Source organism: Micromonospora sp. AKA38 (assembly GCF_027925725.1).
GTDB lineage: Bacteria > Actinomycetota > Actinomycetes > Mycobacteriales > Micromonosporaceae > Micromonospora.
The window spans coordinates 303,572-322,457 of record NZ_BNEI01000004.1; the positions used below are offsets into that span (position 1 = coordinate 303,572).

Consider the following 18,886-nt stretch of genomic DNA (forward strand, 5'->3'; position numbering starts at 1 on the left):
AACCGCGGACCGTTGGAGACCCCATGGCACGAAGATCGGTCCTCGCCGCCGTCGCGACCGTGGTCCTCCTGGCGTCCTGTGACGACATCGTCGGCCCGCCCCGCCCGGACCCCGACCTGGCCGGTACGACAGTCGAGGTCGCGGCGACCTGGTCCGGTACCGAACGGGAGAACTTCCAGGCGGTACTCGACGCCTTCGCGGCGCGGACCGGCGCCACCGTGCGGTACACGGCCGGCGGCAACGACCTGCCGGTGCTGCTCAACAGCCGCATCGCGAGCGGGTCGCCACCCGACGTCGCGCTCGTCCCCCAGCCGGGTGTGGTCGCCGCGCTCGCCGGACGCGGTGCGCTCGTCCCACTCAGCGGCCGGACCGCGGACGCCGTCACGGCGAACTACAACGATGCGTGGCAGCGGCTCGGCGCGGTCGGCGGCACCCGGTACGGCTTCTACTTCAAGGTGGCCAACAAATCGGTGATCTGGTACCGCACGGAGTCGTTCCGGGCCGCCGGCGTGGCGCCGCCCGCGACCTGGGACGACCTCCGGGTGGTCTCGCGCGCCCTGGTCCGGTCGGGCACCACCCCGATGGTCGCCGCCGGCGGTGACGGCTGGGTGCTGACCGACTGGTTCGAGAACGCCTTCCTGCGCATCGGTGGGCCGGAGAAGTACGACCGACTCGCCCGCCACGAGATTCCCTGGACCGACCCGGCCGTCGTCGAGACGTTGACGCTGCTGGGCGCGTACTGGCGCACGCCCCGGACGATCCTCGGTGGACCCGCCGGCGCACCGCAGATCACCTTCGCCCAGTCGATCGCGGACGTGTTCGGCGCCACGCCGCGGGCCGCCATGCTCTTCGAGGGCGACTTCGTCGCCGCCGACATCACCCGGCTCGGCCGGTCCCGCGTGGGGGAGACCGCGAAGGTCTTCCCGTGGCCGTCGATCAAGGACTCGGCGCCGGCGGTCGTCGTCGCCGGCGACCAGGCGGTCCAGTTGAAGGACACCCCCGGGGCGCGCGCCGTGATGACGTTCCTGGCATCCCCGGAGGCCGCCGCGCTGATCGTGGGCAAGGGCGGGTTCATCTCGGCCAACGCCAAATTCGACCAGCGCGCCTATCCCGATCCGACCACCCGGGCGATGGCCGCCGCCGTGGTGGATGCGCGCGTGCTCCGGTTCGACCTGTCCGACCTGACGCCGCAGCGCTTCGGCGGCGGTAGCAACGCGGCGCTCTGGGTGCTGCTCCAGGAGTTCCTCGCGAAGGGCCTGGACGCGCGGGTGGTGGCGCAGCGCCTGGAGGACGCGGCGAAGAAGGTGTACGGCATCGGGTAGCGGACCGGGCCGCTGCGGCGGCGAGACCGCCGTCACCCCATCCCGACCTGCCACGCCGGCGACCGCGGCTCGCCTTCGCGCCGCCTGGGCCGGGGCGATCCATCTGCCCACGGTGTCGATGTCGCCGCCATGAGTCGGCAGACCCCGCCCGACGGGCCAGGTGGAGCGTCAGAAGCTGCTGACCAGCTTCACGAACGCTTCGTCGATCTTGGGGGATCGGCCGGCTTCCATGCCGGTGAGAAACTGCCGGAGAACATCGAGGCGATGACTCTCGCGTACGTCGAGACAATCATCCGAGACAACGCGAACGGCGAAGAATTCGCCCTGGGCGGCACCTCCAGCGGTGGGCGTGGCGCCGGCTGGCGTCATTTTGCTCGACGCACCCTCGCAGAAAGACCTTCAAACGGTATCGGAAGACGGACCGCGGCGGCAGAAGCAGATTTTTGAGGGACCCAGGCGGGCCGGCGACGAAGCTGGGTCTCTGCGATGGGCCCACTACCTCCAGGTCCGGGCATCCGAACGGATCAGCGGACCGGCAGACGTGCCAGGAAATCATCTACAAATAAACGACGAATACGCATCAGTGAGCGCGTTGGCGGTCAATGACCGGTTCTCCCCCGTTCGAGGAACGCCCAGCGTTCGTAGACTACCGGGAGTCAAAGTAGAACCCTCCCGGGCTCATGGGCCCAGCCTTTGCTGAACCTCCGCGTCCTGACCCGGGCGGGGACCATCAACCTTTCCGGAGTTGACCCAGCAGGTCATGCCCGACCCGAAGCCCAACTCTTGCGGTCATCCGGGGGTTCGCGGCCCGGGAGCCGCTGCCGGCGCGGTGGTCGGGGTGGCAGCGGCGGCGCGATCTCGGCCCAGAGGCCGTCCGGGACGATCCACGGCGGCTGCTCACCCCTCCCCACGATCAGGCAGAACGATCTTCACGTCCCGAAGACACGCCCAACATCATTCAGTTGGGACTTGTCAGTGGTGTCCCGTTACGAGGCGGCATGGCGGCCGGCACGGAGCGGACCGACGACGGCTGGCAGGCCGCGAGCCACCGATCTGGCGGTATCGGAGACGAACGCACGCACAAGCGGCGACAGGCGCAGTTCGGCGCATCCGCTGGGCGTGTTGCTGAGCATGCCCGCATCAACGAGTTCGTCCACCAGTTCGTCGTCCTCCGGCGGCAGCGGGCTCACCGCATCCGCGGCGACCGGGGCCAACCAGTGCAGCAGTATCTGGGCCGGCTGGCTCAGCGCCAGATAGGCCGACCGGAGGTACTCCCGCATCGACAGGTCGCCGATGCGGAGCCAGCTCAGCACGTCCCCACCACGGTGCCAACCGTCCACCACCTGCCGTAGGACCGTGTGTGGACGCAGGGCGATCCTCCGGAGCGCGATGTCCAGGGCCAGCGGCAGGTCGCCGCAGGCCGCGGCGAGACGATCGAGGTCGTCGGGCTCGGCCGTGACGGTGAGGGGCAGGGCCGATTCGATCATGGCGAGGGAGTCGGTGCGCGTCAGGGGTCTGATCTGTAGCCGACGAACGTCGCGCAGTCCCAGCAGCCGTTTGCGGCTGACCAGCATTATCGTGCTCGTGTCACTGTCCACCAGCAGCGGGCGCACCTGCTGCTCGTCCCACACGTTGTCGAGAAGTATCAACAGGCGGCGTTCGGCCGCCAACGTGCGGTACAGGCCCACGCGGTGGTCGAGGGTGTCGGACAGTTGGTCGCCGGACACCCCGAGTGCCCGGAGGAACCCGTCCAGGATGTCGTAGGGGCTGGACACGCTGCGGGCCTGGTGTGCGCCGAGGTCGGCATACAGCTGCCCGTCGGTCGCCTCGGCTGCTTGCGTGTGGGCATGGTGCAGAGCCAGGCCTGATTTGCCGGCCCCCGCCGGACCGCTGATCACGATCGGGGTGTCGTCGGGGATCCGCAACCACTCCAGTTCCGCCGCCCGGCCGATGAATCCGCGCGGTCGCTGTGGCAGCTGCATCGGGTACGGGAGGCCGCCGGCGCGCCGGCCCGCCGGCCGTACCCGCGTGGAGAGCCGTACCTCCCCGCCGGTGGCGGCGAGCCAGCGCTGCCGCCAGATGTCCTCGTCGCCGCCGCAGGCGGCGACGAATGCGAGCGTCACCGGCAGGGACGGCATCCGGTTGCCGCTCGCGGCGCTGGAAAGCACAGACGGCGAGAACAGCGCGCATTCGGCCATCTGGCGATATGTCGGATTCCCCGCCAGCGCACGCAGTTGCCGCAATTCGTCGGCAAACTGGGCGACGCGTTCTCTGGCTTTATTGACCGGCTTCTCGGGTCTGCCCATGGTGGATTCTCCCCAACACGTTGTTCAACACGGCGCAATCGGCTCTCCCTGCGGGAACCGAGCCCTGATGTTCGCCGAACTGTTGAGTCGGTGTCTCCGCTGCCTGATCCCGCGACAGCTGATCCTCGGGCACATCTCATGCCCGAATTCAGGCGGACGCCGCGTACGCATGCTCATGAGGTGAGGTGATTGGTTCTACCATTCGCTCAATGTGGGCTTTCGCCTTTTCGCGGCAGTATCGGCCGGGTGGGGTGGATGGCTTTTCGCTGGCTGATTTCGAGCCGGGATTCGTCGTCCGGGCGTGTACCGGTGCGGCTCTGCCCCCTGTCGCGGCCCGCCCAGCGGCGCGAGGTCCGGTACCCGTCGGGGTCTGATCGCGAGCGAACTCGCCGGTCGTGCACCCGTCCGAGCCCGGCCCCGGTGGCAGGGCTCGGACGGGTGCACCGTGCGGGCGGTGGTCGGCTCAGAACCGGGCCGGCGATTCTCCCGCCCACCGGCCCGGGGGATCGGGATCGCCCAGCCGCCGCTCGGGAGCGAAGTCGCCGAGGAGCGTCGGACCTCGCCGGAACGCGGTCACACCGCCTGTGGGAAGGCGAAGAAACGGTCCGGGTCGTACCGGCGTTTGACCTGCACGAGCCGCTCGGCATTCGGCCCGTAGTAGGCCCGCTGCCAGTCTTCGAGGTCGGGGTCGGCGAAGTTGACGTAGGACGCGTCAGGGGCGAACCGGCCCGACTCGACGTAGAGGGCATGCAGCCATTCCAGGTTGGCGCGAACGACCTGCGGCGAGTCGGTTTCGGCCCATGAGGTGTCGAGGCTGAGCAGGAACCGCGTGTCGCGATGCGGGAACGCGGTGTCCGCCACCGGTACGCGGCTGATCGCCCCGCCCCACGCGAACAGCGCGGCCCCGGCCCCGTCCGCGTTCCCGCTGCCGGGCCACGTGTCCACGGCCCGTACCAGTGCGACCAGTCCGGCCTCGTCGATCGGGTGCGGCACGCAGCGGTTCCGTACCGCGAAGGCGCCGCCGGCGCTGCTGTGGTGCAGGTAGGTGGCGGCGGCCCAGAAGTCCCGGTCCTCGACTTCGGCCCGGTGGGGCCGGGCGACGGCGTGGGCGGGCGCCAGCAGCTCGCGCAGCTCCGCTGCCGGGCCGAGGTGGTGGCCCACCACGGACACGACACCCGCGCCGCCGGACGAGCGGGTGATGCCGATGCGGGCGGAGAAGCCGTCCGGCGCCGTCCGCATGATCTCCTGCATGGTGGCGAGCACCTCGACCGCGTGCCGCCACGACCACAGCACCAGGCAGGTCGACCCGGCCGGAGCGGGGCGGACCTGGAAGGTGAAGCTCGTGTTGACACCGAAGTTGCCGCCCCCGCCACCCCGGCACGCCCAGAACAGGTCCGGATGTTCCCGCGCCGAGGCGGTGACCCTGGTCCCGTCGGCCAGCACCACGTCGGTCGAGACCAGCGCGTCGCAGGTGAGGCCGTGCGCGCGAGAGATCGTGGTGACACCCCCGCCGAGGGTCAGGCCCCCGATGCCGACCGTGTCGGAGTTGCCCAGCGGGAACGTGACGTCGTACGGCCGCAGGGCCGCGTAGATGGCCTTCATCGGGGTGCCGCCCGCCACCACGGCCTGTCCGTTGTCCGGGTCGAACCGGATACCCGCGAGCCTCCGCAGGTCCAGCACCAGCCCGGAGGACACGGAGTAGCCGGCGTAGCTGTGACCGCCGCCACGGGCGACCAGCGGCACCGACTCGGCACGGGCCCAGTCGATGGCTCGGCTGACATCCCCGGCATGGGCGACCGTGAGGACGGCCGCCGGTCGGATGCCGGCGAACCGCCGGTTCGCCGGCGAGCATGCTTCCGGGAAGCCGGGATCACCGGGGAGCCGGAGCTCGCCGTCGACGAGGCCACGCAGCATCCGCCATCCGGTCATCGCGCCGCTCCCGGGATCTCCTCGAGGTACGACACGCCGGCGGCGGTGTGCGCGCCGTAGCGCTGCCAGACCTCACGCAGCACCAGGGTGTCGCCGAGCCACTGCGGCGTGTTGGTGCTGTGCCCGGCGATCACCTCGCCGCCGGCCAGCACCATGGTGTAGGCGAGGCTGAGCACGCCGCGCTCGTCGCAGGTGCCGGTGATCGTGCCGCGCCGAACCCGTCCACCCTCGAAGACCGCCCAGACCAGGTTCCCGCGCTGGTGGTACACGGCGCAGGTGCCGTCGCCGCCGCCCAGCGCGCGAAACCGACGGCCGTCGTAGTCGATGCTCACGCGTCCACGTCCAGCAGCCCGGCGGGCATCGTCAGAGTGGTGCCCGGCGGCGGGGGAGCGACCGGTTCGGCATCCAGTTCGACAAGTGCCACCGCGTCGTCGAGCTGCCGGGCGCAGGTTTCCGGGTCCGGGGCGGAGCAGACGACGAACGAGTGGCGGGCGATGTAGCCGCCCGGTGGCAGCCGCAGTGTGGTGCCCGGCTCGACCATGCGGGAGGCGAGAACCAGGCCGGGCGCCTGCTCGGGTACGGCGACCGAGTGTACGACGCAGTCGTGGTCGGGGTAGCCGAACCGGATGCCGGCGACGCCGGCGCGGGCATGGGTGAGGTCGGGGCGCTGGCCGGTGGCGACGTCGAACAGCACGCTGCCCGGTTCGATGCCGGTGGCGATCTGACCCAGATACGGGATCAGGTCACCGCCGAGGCGGCCGTTGACCTCGATGATCACCGGGCCGTCCGGGGTCAGTCGAACCTCGGTGTGCGTGATGCCGTTCTCGATGCCCAGGATCTGGTGCGCCGTGACCAGCGCGTCCAGCAGCGTGTCGTCGGACCGCAGCGGGTCGGCGGAGTCCACGACGTGCCCCGTCTCCTCGAAGAACGGTGGCATGCCGGTGGTCTTCCTGGCGACGAACATCGGCAGGTACTCGCCTTTGTGCACGGCGCCGTCGACGCTGATCTCCGGACCGTCGACGAAGCCCTCGACGATCGCCCCACCGCGGTAGGGCTCGTCGCCGATCAGGCTGGCCTCGTGCGCGACCCGGTACGCGAACTCGAGTTCCCGCTCGTCGGAGGCGAGCGAGACCCCCATGCTGGCGCCGAGCGCACGCGGCTTGACGATCACCGGGTACCCGATCCGGGCGGCGGCCGTGCGGGCCTGGTCGAGATCGGCGGTCAGCTCGAACCCGGGTTGTGGTGCGCCGGCCGCGGTCAACCGGGTACGGCAGCTGTACTTGTCCCGGCAACCGTGCACTCCTGGTACGCCCAGGCCGGGCACGCCGAACTCGGCGGCCAGTTCGGCCGCGGGCATCACCAGCGGCTCGTCCCAGCACATCAACCCGGTGACGGTGTACCTGCCGGCCAGCTCGCGGGCGGTCTCGGCGAGCAACCGGTGATCGAACACGTTGACCACGACGATGTCGTCGAAGTACTCGTGCTGCCAGGTCGGCCGGAGATTGTTGATCAGCACCAGCCGCAGCCCGGCCTTGCGGGCACGGTCGGCGACGGCACGGACGATGTACTCGCGGTAGAGCCTGAGGCCGCTGCCGACAACGAGCAGCGCGCCGGGTGCGGGTGTGGTCATGAGGGTGTCCTCCAGGGTGCGGTGGGTGTCATGGGGTCGACGCCGCGGCACCCGCGGCTCGACCCCGGAAGCTCGTCGACGACCGCGTCGACGGCATGCGGAGCGGTGCGGAATCCGTCGCCGCCGCTGGCCGGGCGGGCCCAGGCCCGGAGCCCGATCCGGACGAAGCCGGTGTCCGCGCCGGCCGCGGTGGCGTAGTGGCAGTGCCGCACGCGCACGACGTCGTACCGGTGGACGTCGGCCACGATGCCGGCCGAGAGCACCCGGGCGGCCCAGCCCGCTGCGTCGTCCGGATCGGACAGCGTGGTCGCCCCACGCCGGACGGCATCGGTGCTGATCTTGAGCAGGGTGCCCGCCACCGGGGGCAGCAACCATGCTCGGCCGTCGGTGCCGATCCCACCCGCGGCGGGTGCCGCCGCCCAGTTGTGGACCAACTCAGCCGGTGGCCGCAGATAGACCATGGTCTGCCGGTGTAGCGTCACCGGCAGGTCGACCAGGGCCGCCGACCAGGGCCCGGCCGTGACGAGCACCGCGTCACCGGACTCGACCGAGCCGTCGGCCAGCAGCACCCGGCCGGTGTCCGGTCCTACGCTGACGACCTCCCGGCCGGGCCGCAGGTCCGCCAGCCGGTGACGCCGCAACCACCGGGCCGCTGCCCGCAGGATGCGGTCGGCGAGCAGGACGCCCGCGTGCGGCTCGAACACGACCGCGGCGCCGGCCGGAAAGCCGATGTGCGGACGGTCCGCCGCATCGGTGACCCGGATCGGCAGCCCGGTGGCGTCGGCCGTGGCGACGGCCGACGCCACCTCGTCGGGAGGGAGCGCCGTCAGCACCCCGACGCGCCGATAGAGGCGGGTGCCCGACAGACCTCCGCCGATCAGGGAGTCCAGCTCACGCCAGCGACGGTGCAGTCGCGCCGCCCGTTCGGTGCCGGCCACGTCGCCGGTGGCGAGGGCGCGCAGGACACGGTGCTGGTCGAAGGACGTCGACTCCGGATGCGGGATCGGGCCGTGCTCCAGCAGCACCACGCGGTGCCCGGCCAGTACGCACCGGATCGCGCAGAGCAGCCCGGTGACGCCGGCGCCGACCACCACGACCCGCGGCCGGTTCCGGTCCGCCTGGCAGGTGGCCTCGGTCATCGCCCGCCCCTCGGCGCGGCCAGCCGCGGCAGCGGCACCGGAACGATGGAGGTGACCTCGGCGGGACTCGTGCTGGCGTTCGCGGCTTCCCCCAGGGCCTGGGCCGCCAGGTCGACCAGGATCGGCGCGGCCGCCCGGAGCAGCCAGCCGACCTCGAAGCAGAAGTCACCGGCGTCGTCGTCTGCCGCCGGCCAGCGGTCCAGCCTGGCCAGGTGGTCGCTGATCGCCTCCGCCGCGCGGTTGAGGCTGAACCCGGGCAGCTCGTAGGACGCCGCGAACCGGTCGGACATGCGAGCTGCGGCGTGGCGCGAGCGCGCCGACACCGGCAGTGGGCCGCGCCCGACCCAGCGGTTCACCCGCTCGGCGACCCGGTTCCACGGCCCGGTCAGCCGGGACTCGGTGACTGCCGAGAGCGCGTCCCGGCTGAAGCTGGTCCGCTGGTGTTCCGGGCTGGTCGTGGCCAGGTAGAACCGGATCAGGTCGCGTGGCACCTCGGCAGCCAGGTCCCGGCCCCGGACCACATGTCCGCGGCTGGTGGAGAACTTCTGGTGGTCCAGCTCGTAGAACTCGTTGGTCAGGTAGCGGGTGGGCAGCTCGTAACGGTCGTCGCAGGCCAGCAGCATCGCCGGACCGGTGATCGCGAACGGGTAGAAGTTGTCGAATCCGAGGAAGTAGACGATCTCCGACTCGCTGCCGGCCAGCCACAGTCCGTCCTCGCCGGCCGGGGGGTGTCCCCGGCTCTCCGCCGCCAGCGCCGAGCAGTGCATGCTCCACGCCATCGCTTCGGCGTTGGGGTTGACCACCTGCCCCGCGACCTCCGGAAACGGCACCTGGATGCCCCACGGCACCGGATAGGTCACCGGGAAGTCAGGCAGTGGTCGGGACAGCACCCGCACCATCGCCTGTGCCATGTGCGGCCGCATGCCGTCGACGTGCCTCTCGACGTGCGTGCGGAGCCGGTCGCGATAGCGCTCGACCGGGAGTACGAGCACCCGGGCGTTCCGCAGCGTCACCGGCTCGTCCGGGTCCAGGGTGGAGCGAAAGTTGAGCAGCTCGCCCGCCGGCACCAGGTGCCCGCAGCTCTCGCACAGCCCGGCGCAGCCCTCGGCCAGGCACTCCGGGCAGTTGCCGGACACGAAGCCGTCCACCAGGAACTGCCCGGTCCGCTCCGAGTACGGCAACGGCATCGTCCTCAGCTCCAGCCGGCCTGCCGCGCGCAGCCGGCCGACGAAGTCGACGACCCACCCGGTGAATCGCTCGTCGTCGCCGGTGTAGCCGTCGACACCGATTCCCATCGTCCGCAGGGTCGACTCGATCTGCGCGGCCGAGGTGGCCACCAGCTCGTCCGGGTGGACGCCGCGGCGGTGGGCGGTCGTCACCACGAACGTCGAGGTGTCCTGGAAGCCGGTGCCCAGGAGCACCTCCCGCCCCTGCGCCCGCGCGTAGCGGGTGTGCACGTCGGCTGCCAGGAACGGGCCCGCGATGTGCCCGAGGTGCAGGTCCCCGTTCGCCGTCGGCGCCGGCGAGATGATCACCGTCCGGGTGCTCATCGTCGATCCGCTTCGTGCCGGGCCAGGAACGTCGCCGACATCTCGTGGTCCCACCAGAGTCCGTAGTACTCGAAGTCGTCGGGGCCGTCGTTGACCACCCGGTGGGTGGACCCCGGGGGCAGCCGGACGATGTCGCCCGTGGCGAAGGGATGCCGCGTCTCGTCGACGACCACCGTGGCGGTGCCGGAGACGGCGATGAAGATCTCGTACTCGTGGTGGGAGTGCGGAGTCGACTCGGTTCCGGCACGCAGGACGCACCAGGCACCCTCGAACGGCGCGTTGAGCGCCGGCCAGGGCAGCAGGCGCTGGCCGGCGAGCCCGTAGGCAGGTTCCAGACGATCACGGTCGAGGCGGCGAATGTCGATCATGCCCGCACCGCCAGCGCCCGGTCGGCCGACACCTGGTCGACGCCGGTGCCCCGGTCGGCGACACGGCGGTCGACGATGTCGCCGACGATGTCGGCCGAGCGTTGCGCGAGCACGCTGATGAGTGAGTCGGAGATGCCGTGCGTGGCTTCGTTGACGCCCTGGAGGTACAGCGCGCCCCTGGCATCCGCGCCCAGATCGACGCGGTAGTGCCGGTTGACGGTGACCTTCGGCAGACCGATGGTGTCGGCCAGTTGGCGCACCATCGCTGGCATCCGTGAGTCGAAACCGGTGCCCAGGAAGAGCGCGTCGCACCGGACCTGCTCCACACTGTCGTACCGGAGGTCGCGAACCTCCAGCACCACCTCCTCACCGCCGCCGGGCACGGGCTCGACCTGTGCCCCGACGACCTCGGTGAGCCCGCGGACGCTGGAGACGGGCTGGCCGAGCATCTTCTGCCGGTAGATCATCGAGTACAGCTCGTCGAGGAACGGCGGGGCCAGGCCCGCGTAGTTCGTCAGGTGCATCTCGTTGAGCACCTGGTGGCGAACCTGGTCCGACATGCCGAAGAAGGTGTCCACGAAGGACGGATAGAACAGCTCGTTGACGAACTTGCTGGTCTGGTAGTTCTTGAGGGCGATCGAGCGCAGCAGCATCACGGGCGACGAGCCGGGGGCGTCCTGGTGCAGCGCCATGAACATCTCGGCCGCGCTCTGCGCACCGCCGATGACCACCGGCCGCAGTGGCCCGCCCGGGCGGGCCAGGCTCGTGGCGGCGTCGACCCGGCTGCCGTACTCGGTGCTGTGGATGACCCGCTCGGTGGGCAGGCCGCGGAACACCTCGGGCACGAAGGCGTCCCGGCCGCCACCGAAGACCAGGTCGCGGCAGACGACCGTATCGCCGTCGGACAGGTGCACCACAAAGCCGAGTACCGCGGCGTCGTCGGCTCGGATCGGCTGGATCCGTTCGGCGCGGACCTGGTAGCGCACCCGGACGTGCTCCAACGTGTCGGCCACCCACTGCTGGTAGGCCGACAGCTGCCACCGGAACGGGTTGAACGTGCCGAGGTTGACGAACTCGTCGAGTTCCCCGTTCTCGTGCAGGAAGTTCAGGAACGAGAAGCGACTGCGCGGGTTCCGCAGGGTCACCAGATCCTTGAGGTACGACACCTGGCTGCGGGTCCAGGGCAGAAGCAGATTCCGCTGCCACTTCACATCCCCGTACTGCTCGAGGACCATGGCCCGGCCGGCGACCTCGGGTGAGTCGCACTCCTCGAGGGCCACGGCCAGCGCGAGGTTCGACGGACCTGCGCCGATCATCAGAACATCCACGTCGTGGACAGACACGTGTATTCCTTCCGGGACGGGGGACGGGTGTGACGTGCCGCGACGGCACGCCGTAAGGGGCGCGGCGCACCGTCGACAACAGCGTTTTCCGGCTGTCGTGCATTCACCCAAGCCGAAGTACGCATTGATGGAAAGCATTGGGAGCGGAAGACAATCAAGTGATCGTGACTACGGTCGACGAGTTTATCGGTATGGCGGATACGACCTTTGTCGGCCGAATGAAAGGGGTCCGGATGTGTGGCGCGCGGGCGGTCCGGTCGCGACTCCGGCCGGACCGCGGCAGGGTTCGACCGTCGACCAGCGGCTGTCATCCGCGGCCATCCGTCGCCGCCGCCAATTCTGCTGGAAGCTATTCCCACGGGGGTGTGTGAATTGGTTCTTCTGCGCGGTCAAAACTTCCGACCAACTCGTCGGCACGCTGCAATGGCAGCCGGCGGTGGGAGAGACGGCCTTCGATGTCATGCCCGCGCGCCACCTGACGACGAGCCACCTGGAGACATCGCCGTGACCGCCACCATCGACAGACCCGCCGGTGTGCTCACCGTCCTACGCCGGACCCCGACACCGGTGCGTTATCTGCTCGGGGGCGTGCTGGTCAACCAGCTTGGCGCGTTGGTCCAGACGTTCATGGTGCTCTACCTGGTCTTCCGCGGGTTCTCCGCCGGGCAGGCCGGCACCGCGATCGCCGCCTACAGCGTCGGATCGGTGGTGGGCGTGCTCGTCGGCGGCGAGCTGATCCACCGCATCGGCCCACGCGGCGCCATCACCGTCGCGATGCTCGGTTCCGCCGTGATCCTCGCCGTCCTGCCTCTGCTCAGCCGACCCTCGACGTTCGGCGTGCTGATGATCGCCATGCTGTTGGCCGGGCTCGCGACCCAGAGCTACCGTCCCGCCGCGGCCGTGCTGTTGAGCGACCTGATGCCGGACGACATGCGCGTCATGGGCTTTTCGATGATGCGCATCGCACTGAACATCGGCGCCGCATTGAGCCCGCTGATCGCCGCCGGTCTGATCCTCGTGGACTGGAACCTGTTGCTGTGGTTCGACGCCGCCACCGCTCTGGTCTACGCGATCCTCGCCCGCTGGCTGCTACCCGATCTGCGGACCGGACGAGGGGCGCCCGGCGCAGTCGTCCAGGGCGGGACCGGGACCCGCATGGTGTACGGCATCCTGTTGCGCGACAGGCGCTTCTGGTTCTTCCTCGCCTCGACGCTGATCGGTGCGGTCATCTACGTCCAGTTCAACGTCGTCCTCCCGCTCAAGATCAGCGCCGAGGGGCACTCCACCGGTCTGTACAGCGGCATGCTGGTCACCGCGTCGATCGTGCTCATCCTCTGCGAACTGAAGATCACCGCAAGCGTCGCACGGTGGCCTGGTCACGTCGCGGCGACGGCGGGCACCGTGCTCATGGCAGTCGGTGCGGCCAGTTTCGGGGTCAGCGGTGGCTCGGCCGTGGCGCTCGTCGCGTGCACCGTCGTGTTCGTGTTCGGCACCATGATCAACGGGCCCACCATGTTCGCCTACCCCGCCACGTTTCCCGCACCGGTGAACGCCCGCTACATCAGCGCGCACCAGGCGACTTTCGGCCTGGGGATGGCCGCCGGCCCGCTGATCGGGGTCGCGGCGTGGGTGGGGCTGGGCAACGGGGTCTGGTGGCTGTGCGGCGGACTCGGCCTGGTGGCGGCATGGTGCGCCCGGCTCGGGATGAAGCCCCCGCGCCGGACACCGTAGTGCGACCGCCGCGCGGCGTCGCACGCCAGATGACGGGCCCCGTCCGAGGGCGGGCCGGAATGTCCCGACCGAGCATGCCGTGCAAGGAAAGGTTGATCCCGATGAGCGACATCCGCCAGGTCTCCGGCGACGAACGCCTGCGCACCGCCTTCACCCTCTATCCGTACGCCTTCGACGAATCGCCGGCCCCGGACGCGGCGGACGGCCTGGCGAGCATTCTCCCCTTTCATGAGGGCAACCACACGCTGATCGCTGAGGACGGTGGCCGGACGCTCGCCACGGCGGCGGCGATCCCGACGCACCAGAACCTGCGCGGCATCGTCATGCGCATGGCGGGCATCGCCTGGGTGGCCACCCATCCCGCGGCCCGCCGACAGGGCCACTGTCGACGGTTGATGCGCCAGCTTCACCGCGACATGCTCGACGCGGGACACCTGCTGGCCACGCTCTATCCCTTTCATCCGTCGTTCTACGAACAACTGGGCTACGTCGGGCTGCCACTCAACCGTACGGCGACGTTCGCGCCCGAGGGGTTGGCGCCGCTGCTGGGCGTCGACCTCCCCGGCGATGTGTCCTGGCAGGGAATACAGGATGGCTTCGAGGTCTACCGCGCCTTCCAGCGACGCCTGCTGGCGCAACGGCACGGTTTCATGTTCACCCCCGACTACCGAGCGGCCCGCATCCTCGCCCCCGCCGACCGTTGGCTCGCCGTCGCCTCGGTCGACGGGGAGGTGGCCGGTGTGCTCACCTACCGGATCGACGGCTACGGCGGCCGCCTGCACGGTGACGAGTTGCTGTACACCAGTGGGGCCGGGCGGGCGTTGTTGCTCCAGTTCCTCGCCCAGCACGTCCACCAGGTCGCCCAGATCGCGGTCACCGTCGCGCCGGACGAGCACCCCGAGACCTGGGCGGGCTCCCTTGCCGTCCGGACCGAGGCGAGGGCGGCCTTCCCCACGTCACCGCCCCTCATGGGTCGGCTCCTGTCGATGGACGCGCTCCGCGACGTGCCCTGTGGCTCCGGACGGGCTCAGCTGGAGATCGTCGAGGATGAGCTGCTCGCGGGGCGGTATCTGCTCGACGGAACCCGCGGGACGATCGACGTCACCGTCGCCGGACAGGCCGGGGAGAGGGCCACACTCACCGCCGCCGGACTGTCCGGACTGGCCTACGGTGTGCTGGACCCGGCCGACGTCGTCGCGCGCGGCCTGGGCGACATCTCCGACACCGTGGCGGCCGAGCTACGCGCACTGCTGCCTCGCCGCACGCCGTACGCCTTCGGTAAGGGCTGACGCACCGCCGCGCCCGCACGGCGGCCGGCAGGGATAGCGGGCCCGGCTGCGGCTGTCAGTGGTGAGCCGGTGCCGGGACCGCCCGCCATACGGGGGCGATGTTCTCGACCTTCTCGATCATGCCGTGACAGTAGTGCGCGTTGTGCTCCAGGGTCTGCGTGGCCATGTTGGGGAACTGCAACCGCTTGTGGTCGACGACGTAGCCGGGGCCGCCGGCGGGCAGCCGCGCGGCGTCCTGTAGCTCCTCGGTCCACTCGGTGGCCAGCTCGACGGTGTACTGGCGGCCGGTGCGGCCGAGGACCCGGACGGCTACGCCGGCGCCGGACGGCTCGTCCAACGGTGTGTTGGAGTAGACGTACGGGCGGTTGATGGTGTCGATCTCGAAGCGGGCGCGGGCCTTCGGGTCGGCCCACCAGTCGCGACTGGTGGCGAAGTCGCGCAGTTGTTCGGCGAACACGTCGCGATGCTGGTGCAGCGCGAGGTGGACGAAGAGGCCGTAGTTGCCGAGGTCGTAGTAGTCGGCGGCGGCGATCGAGTGTTCGACGAAGCGCACCAGTGGGTCGTCGGGGCGGCCGCGCCAGTAGTCGACGAACTCGGAGAACAGGCCCGCGTAGGTGGTGACACCGGCGCCGACGAGGTACTCCGCGACGGTGCGCAGGCTGCGGGTGTTGTGCAGCGCGTGCACCGCGTAGAAGAAGCGCATGCCGTCGGCGAAGTCGGCCGTGCTGGCCTCGCGGGTGGCGATCACGATGCGGGCGTCGGCGACGTCCCCGCCGGCCGGCCGGGTGGTCAGGCCCAGGCGATCCCGGTTGTGGTAGATGGGGGTGTTGTTGAGCAGCAGGTGGGAGTATGCGATGACGGTCTGCGCGCCGTTGTCGCAGAGCTGCCCGATGCCGCTCTTGAAGGAGTCGAGTGTCTCGCCGGGCAGCGGCCAGATGAGTTCGATGAACGAGCTGACCCGCTTCTCGCGCAGATCCTGTTGGAGTGCGGCGAAGGCGCTGAGCTTGATGTTGGAGCGGGCGACCAGGTCCAGGACGCGGGGCTCCATGCTCTGGATCGACACCGGCTGGGACGCGACGAGACCAGCGTTCTGGAAGATTTCGGTGATCTTGGTGACCGCCTGCGGCTTGTTCTTCGCCGCCGAGAAGTAGACCGTCTTGGGCATGCCGTACTCGCGGGTGCAGTCGGCCATGTGCTGCGACAGCTCGATGTCCCGGCCGAGCATGCCCCAGTTGGCGTCGACGAGGTACACGAAGAAGACGCTGTTGCGTCCCATCCAGGTGATCTCGTCGCGTACGCGGTCCTCGTCGAACCGGTACACCCGGTCGTTGGTGGCCGCGCCCCAGTAGCAGAATCCGCAGTGGTAGGGGCAGCCGCGGTTGGTCTCCAGCAGGCCGATGGTGTACTCGTCGCCGAACAGGCCGGTGAGGTACGGCGACGGGATCTCGTTGAGGTCAGCCAGCCGCGGCGGTGCGGGCGTCGTGAGGAGCTGCCCGTCGCGGCGCACGCTGAGGCCGGGGATCTTGGTCAGGTCCGGCGTCGTCTCGGTCAGCTCGCGCAGGTACGCGGCGAAGATGCCCTCGCCCTCGCCGTTGCAGACGGCGGTGAACGTGTCGGTCGAGCTGAGCTGCTGGTCGGCGTGGTGCATGACCTGGGGGCCGCCGAGCAGGACGGGCACGTGCGGTCTGGCGGCGCGCAGCGCGGTCAGGACCTGCCGCACCAGGCCCATGTTCCACACGTAGCAGCTGAACGTGTAGATGTCGGCGTCGAGGTCCAGGACGTGGCGCGTCACCTCGGCGGCCGGAGTCTTGATGCTGGTGGTGTACGTCCGGTACACGTACTCACCGGTGAGGACGTCGTCGGCGCGGGCGTACGCTTCCAGGTATCCGGAGACCAGCGGGGTGATCCGCTCAAAGACGGAGAGCTCAACCATGCCGACCGTTCGCATCGGTGTTCCCCTTGTCACTGTCGTGGCCGGTGGCGTTCATCCACCGGCCTTCCCTGCCGTTCAGGCTGGCGCGAGTGGCGAGCCGGTGGGCGCGCCGACGTAGAACAACCCGAAGCCACCGAACTCGACGGGCTCCGCGGCGAGCCCCGCCGCACGGAACCACTCGGCCAGGCGCGACGGGTGGTAGGCGACGGTGTCGAGACCCTCGTCGTTGCGGAACCGCACCCCGTCAGCGTCCTCGGTGACCCGCAGCCCGCTGTAGCCGCAGGCGTCGTAGTACTCCCGCCGCCGCCGCGACGCGTCCCGGTCCGTGCGATAGGTGCTGATGGCGAACGGCAGGCCGCTGTCGGCCAGCGCTGTCAACACGGCGCGGGGCCGGCCCATGTTGCCGAAGCTGTTGAACGGGAACAGCGCCACCGCTCGCCCCGGTGGCAGTGCCACGGCCGGCAGCTCCTCGGCGTCGGCGAGCGCGAAGCGGTACCGGTCGGCGGGTAGCGCGCGATCGGCCAGCCGTGCCCTGCCCTCGGTCACGTAGCGGGAAACGACGTCGACGCCGACGTACCCCAGGCCGCGGCGGACCGCCCACTCGAGGTGCAGGCCCGACATGCTGCCGACCTCGACGAGCACGTCGATCCCGGCACTGATCGAGTCCAGCATCCGCTCCTCGTGCGCGAGCAGCGCCTGCACCACCGGTGGGAGCAGGTCGGCGTCCACCAGCCGGTCGCCGGCACCGCTCGCGTAGAACTGGGTGGTCACCGCGCACCACCCTCGCTCGGCCGCGCGTAGAGCGCGTGGAACGTCGCCCTGATCTCCTGCACCTCCGCCAAGACCGGCGGCGCGCAGCCGCTGAGCGGGTAACGCGTGGTGGCCTCCCCGAAGTCGTCGAACGCTTCGGCCCACTCGCCGGCGGGCACCGACCAGTCGCTGTAGCGGTAGCCGGTGCCGCCGTCGGCGCCGCGTAACGGATGTTGAGTGGCCCAGTTGAGGCTGACCGGCCACGGCCCGCCGTACCGGTCGCGCCAGTCGTTGAGCTGTCGCAGGAGGGCGAGCCGGTCGCGGTGCGGCTCGCCGAGGCCGAACAGCACCGCCGCCCCGGTCTGGACGCCGAGCTGGGTGAGCTGGTCGATGGCCTGCTCGGTGCGGCTCATCCACGCGGCCCCGTCCGGCCGCCGGTCCTTGCTCATGCCGCCGATGCCACCCGGGTCGAGCGTCTCCACCCCGATGAAGACGTAGTCCAAGCCGACCTCGGTCAGTCCCTTGATGAGGTCGGTGCGGCTGAGGATCTGGTCGATGGTGAACTGCCCGCCGAACCGGATGTCCAGGTCGGCCCGGTCCAACAGGTCGACCAGCCGGGTGATCTCCCGCGGCGATCCGCCGAGAATGGTGGAGTCCTCGATGAAGGCGCTGGCGCCGCGACCGGGCGCGTCGGCCGCGATCACGTCGCTGACGGCGCGCAACTGCCGGACCAGGCGGTCGGCGCCGTTGCCGAGGTCGACCAGGCCCCCGGTGACGCTGCGCCGTTCGCTGCAGAAGTCACAGTCGAAGACACAGCCGTTACCGGTGTCGCTGAAGACGTGCCCGGTGAGCCGGCCGCCGAACACGTCGAAGCTGGCGCCGACGCCGAAGATCTCGGCCGGGCTCGGTAGCTGGTCACGGCTGAATGTCGGCCGCCGTGAGGTGACCGTCCGCGGCAGGTCGCCGTCGGCCCAGCTGGCTATCCAGTCGCCCGGCTCGTCGGCGATCCCGGCGGCCAGATCGGCGGACGTCGCGGGCTGTGCGGCGGTGGCGATCACCTCACCGAGCCCCGCGATGACATGCTCACCCGGACCGGCGACCACCAGGTCGAAGACGGGCGGCAGGGTCCCGTCGGCGATCAGGCGCACCGGCGATCCCGGATGGTGCCGCACCGTGCCGCCGGCCCGCCAGATCGTCTCCGACGCGTGCCGGCCGCCGAGGACGACGTGGACCCGGTCGCCGAGGCGCTGCTTGGCGCGGACCGCGCAGGCGACCGCGCCGGGCAGACACACCGACATGGCGCCGAGCAGCAGCAGATTCGGCTCGAACCGCTCCAGGAGCGCATCGAACCGCGCCATGTCCTCGACCAGGCTGTGCATCAGCAGCACCGACTCCCGCCGGGACGCGCGGCTTCCGGCCCAGTTCGAGTCGCCCCAGGCGCCGATGCCGTTCGCCGCCCGCTGCCCCGCGACACGGCACGCGTTGAACAGGCTGGCGGGGTCGGCGCTGGTCAGCGTGTGCCGGCCGAGCCCGCTCGCGGGCAGCTCGGGCGGGGCGACCGCCACGACGCGAAGTGCCATCTCCTACCCTTCCCTT

At 70.5% G+C, this 18,886-nt stretch carries 15 protein-coding genes and 1 pseudogene; 4 read left to right on the top strand and 12 right to left on the bottom strand.

Annotated features, from left to right (window positions below; genetic code table 11):
• Positions 1-23 precede the first annotated feature (23 nt).
• Together TPA0908_RS16835 and TPA0908_RS16840 are read left to right on the top strand one after the other, a co-directional pair.
• Positions 24-1,322, top strand: coding sequence for an ABC transporter substrate-binding protein (locus TPA0908_RS16835; protein ID WP_281939029.1), 1,299 nt, complete (start codon positions 24-26; stop codon positions 1,320-1,322).
• Between the two features lie 129 nt (positions 1,323-1,451).
• The gene (locus tag TPA0908_RS16840; protein ID WP_281939031.1) at positions 1,452-1,769 is read left to right on the top strand and encodes an alpha/beta hydrolase family protein; all 318 of its coding nucleotides are present in this window, start codon (positions 1,452-1,454) and stop codon (positions 1,767-1,769) included.
• A 303-nt stretch (positions 1,770-2,072) separates the two neighbouring features.
• Here the strand turns inward: TPA0908_RS16840 and TPA0908_RS16845 are convergent.
• The 9 genes and pseudogenes from TPA0908_RS16845 to TPA0908_RS16885 all read right to left on the bottom strand — a co-directional run.
• A pseudogene (locus TPA0908_RS16845) lies at positions 2,073-2,206 on the bottom strand (IS5/IS1182 family transposase); the annotation flags it as partial.
• A 102-nt stretch (positions 2,207-2,308) separates the two neighbouring features.
• The gene (locus tag TPA0908_RS16850) at positions 2,309-3,628 is read right to left on the bottom strand and encodes an NB-ARC domain-containing protein (protein WP_281939033.1); all 1,320 of its coding nucleotides are present in this window, start codon (positions 3,626-3,628) and stop codon (positions 2,309-2,311) included.
• Between the two features lie 573 nt (positions 3,629-4,201).
• Entirely contained in the window at positions 4,202-5,557 is a 1,356-nt protein-coding gene (locus TPA0908_RS16855) for an FAD-binding oxidoreductase (RefSeq protein ID WP_281939035.1), read from the bottom strand.
• Positions 5,554-5,889: a hypothetical protein gene (locus tag TPA0908_RS16860; protein ID WP_281939037.1), complete on the bottom strand. Its 336-nt coding sequence runs from the start codon at positions 5,887-5,889 to the stop codon at positions 5,554-5,556. The genes TPA0908_RS16855 and TPA0908_RS16860 overlap by 4 nt, the downstream gene beginning before the upstream one ends.
• Entirely contained in the window at positions 5,886-7,187 is a 1,302-nt protein-coding gene (locus TPA0908_RS16865; protein ID WP_281939039.1) for an ATP-grasp domain-containing protein, read from the bottom strand. Before TPA0908_RS16865 ends, TPA0908_RS16860 begins: the two co-directional genes overlap by 4 nt.
• The gene (locus tag TPA0908_RS16870) at positions 7,184-8,326 is read right to left on the bottom strand and encodes an FAD-dependent oxidoreductase (RefSeq protein ID WP_281939041.1); all 1,143 of its coding nucleotides are present in this window, start codon (positions 8,324-8,326) and stop codon (positions 7,184-7,186) included. The genes TPA0908_RS16865 and TPA0908_RS16870 overlap by 4 nt, the downstream gene beginning before the upstream one ends.
• A complete protein-coding gene (locus tag TPA0908_RS16875) occupies positions 8,323-9,876 on the bottom strand; it encodes a class I tRNA ligase family protein (protein ID WP_281939043.1) in 1,554 nt (517 codons plus the stop codon). Before TPA0908_RS16875 ends, TPA0908_RS16870 begins: the two co-directional genes overlap by 4 nt.
• On the bottom strand, positions 9,873-10,244 hold the full coding sequence (locus TPA0908_RS16880) for a cupin domain-containing protein (RefSeq protein ID WP_281939045.1): 372 nt from the start codon (positions 10,242-10,244) through the stop codon (positions 9,873-9,875). The genes TPA0908_RS16875 and TPA0908_RS16880 overlap by 4 nt, the downstream gene beginning before the upstream one ends.
• Positions 10,241-11,587 carry a SidA/IucD/PvdA family monooxygenase gene (locus tag TPA0908_RS16885; protein ID WP_281939047.1) on the bottom strand — a complete coding sequence of 449 codons (1,347 nt, stop codon included), beginning with the start codon at positions 11,585-11,587 and terminating at the stop codon, positions 10,241-10,243. Before TPA0908_RS16885 ends, TPA0908_RS16880 begins: the two co-directional genes overlap by 4 nt.
• Positions 11,588-12,091: 504 nt before the next feature.
• On the opposite strand from TPA0908_RS16885, the gene TPA0908_RS16890 reads away from it, so the two are divergent.
• The gene (locus TPA0908_RS16890) at positions 12,092-13,318 is read left to right on the top strand and encodes an MFS transporter (RefSeq protein WP_281939049.1); all 1,227 of its coding nucleotides are present in this window, start codon (positions 12,092-12,094) and stop codon (positions 13,316-13,318) included.
• Positions 13,319-13,419: 101 nt separating this feature from the next.
• Positions 13,420-14,607 carry a GNAT family N-acetyltransferase gene (locus TPA0908_RS16895; protein WP_281939051.1) on the top strand — a complete coding sequence of 396 codons (1,188 nt, stop codon included), beginning with the start codon at positions 13,420-13,422 and terminating at the stop codon, positions 14,605-14,607.
• A 55-nt stretch (positions 14,608-14,662) separates the two neighbouring features.
• On the opposite strand, the gene TPA0908_RS16900 is transcribed toward TPA0908_RS16895, so the two are convergent.
• From TPA0908_RS16900 to TPA0908_RS16910, 3 genes are all read right to left on the bottom strand, one after another.
• Positions 14,663-16,540 carry a cobalamin-dependent protein gene (locus TPA0908_RS16900; RefSeq protein ID WP_281939053.1) on the bottom strand — a complete coding sequence of 626 codons (1,878 nt, stop codon included), beginning with the start codon at positions 16,538-16,540 and terminating at the stop codon, positions 14,663-14,665.
• A 75-nt stretch (positions 16,541-16,615) separates the two neighbouring features.
• The gene (locus TPA0908_RS16905) at positions 16,616-17,311 is read right to left on the bottom strand and encodes a class I SAM-dependent methyltransferase (protein WP_281939055.1); all 696 of its coding nucleotides are present in this window, start codon (positions 17,309-17,311) and stop codon (positions 16,616-16,618) included.
• Positions 17,308-18,870, bottom strand: a complete 1,563-nt coding sequence (locus TPA0908_RS16910) for a B12-binding domain/radical SAM domain-containing protein (RefSeq protein WP_281939057.1) — start codon at positions 18,868-18,870, stop codon at positions 17,308-17,310. The genes TPA0908_RS16905 and TPA0908_RS16910 overlap by 4 nt, the downstream gene beginning before the upstream one ends.
• Positions 18,871-18,886: the final 16 nt, after the last annotated feature.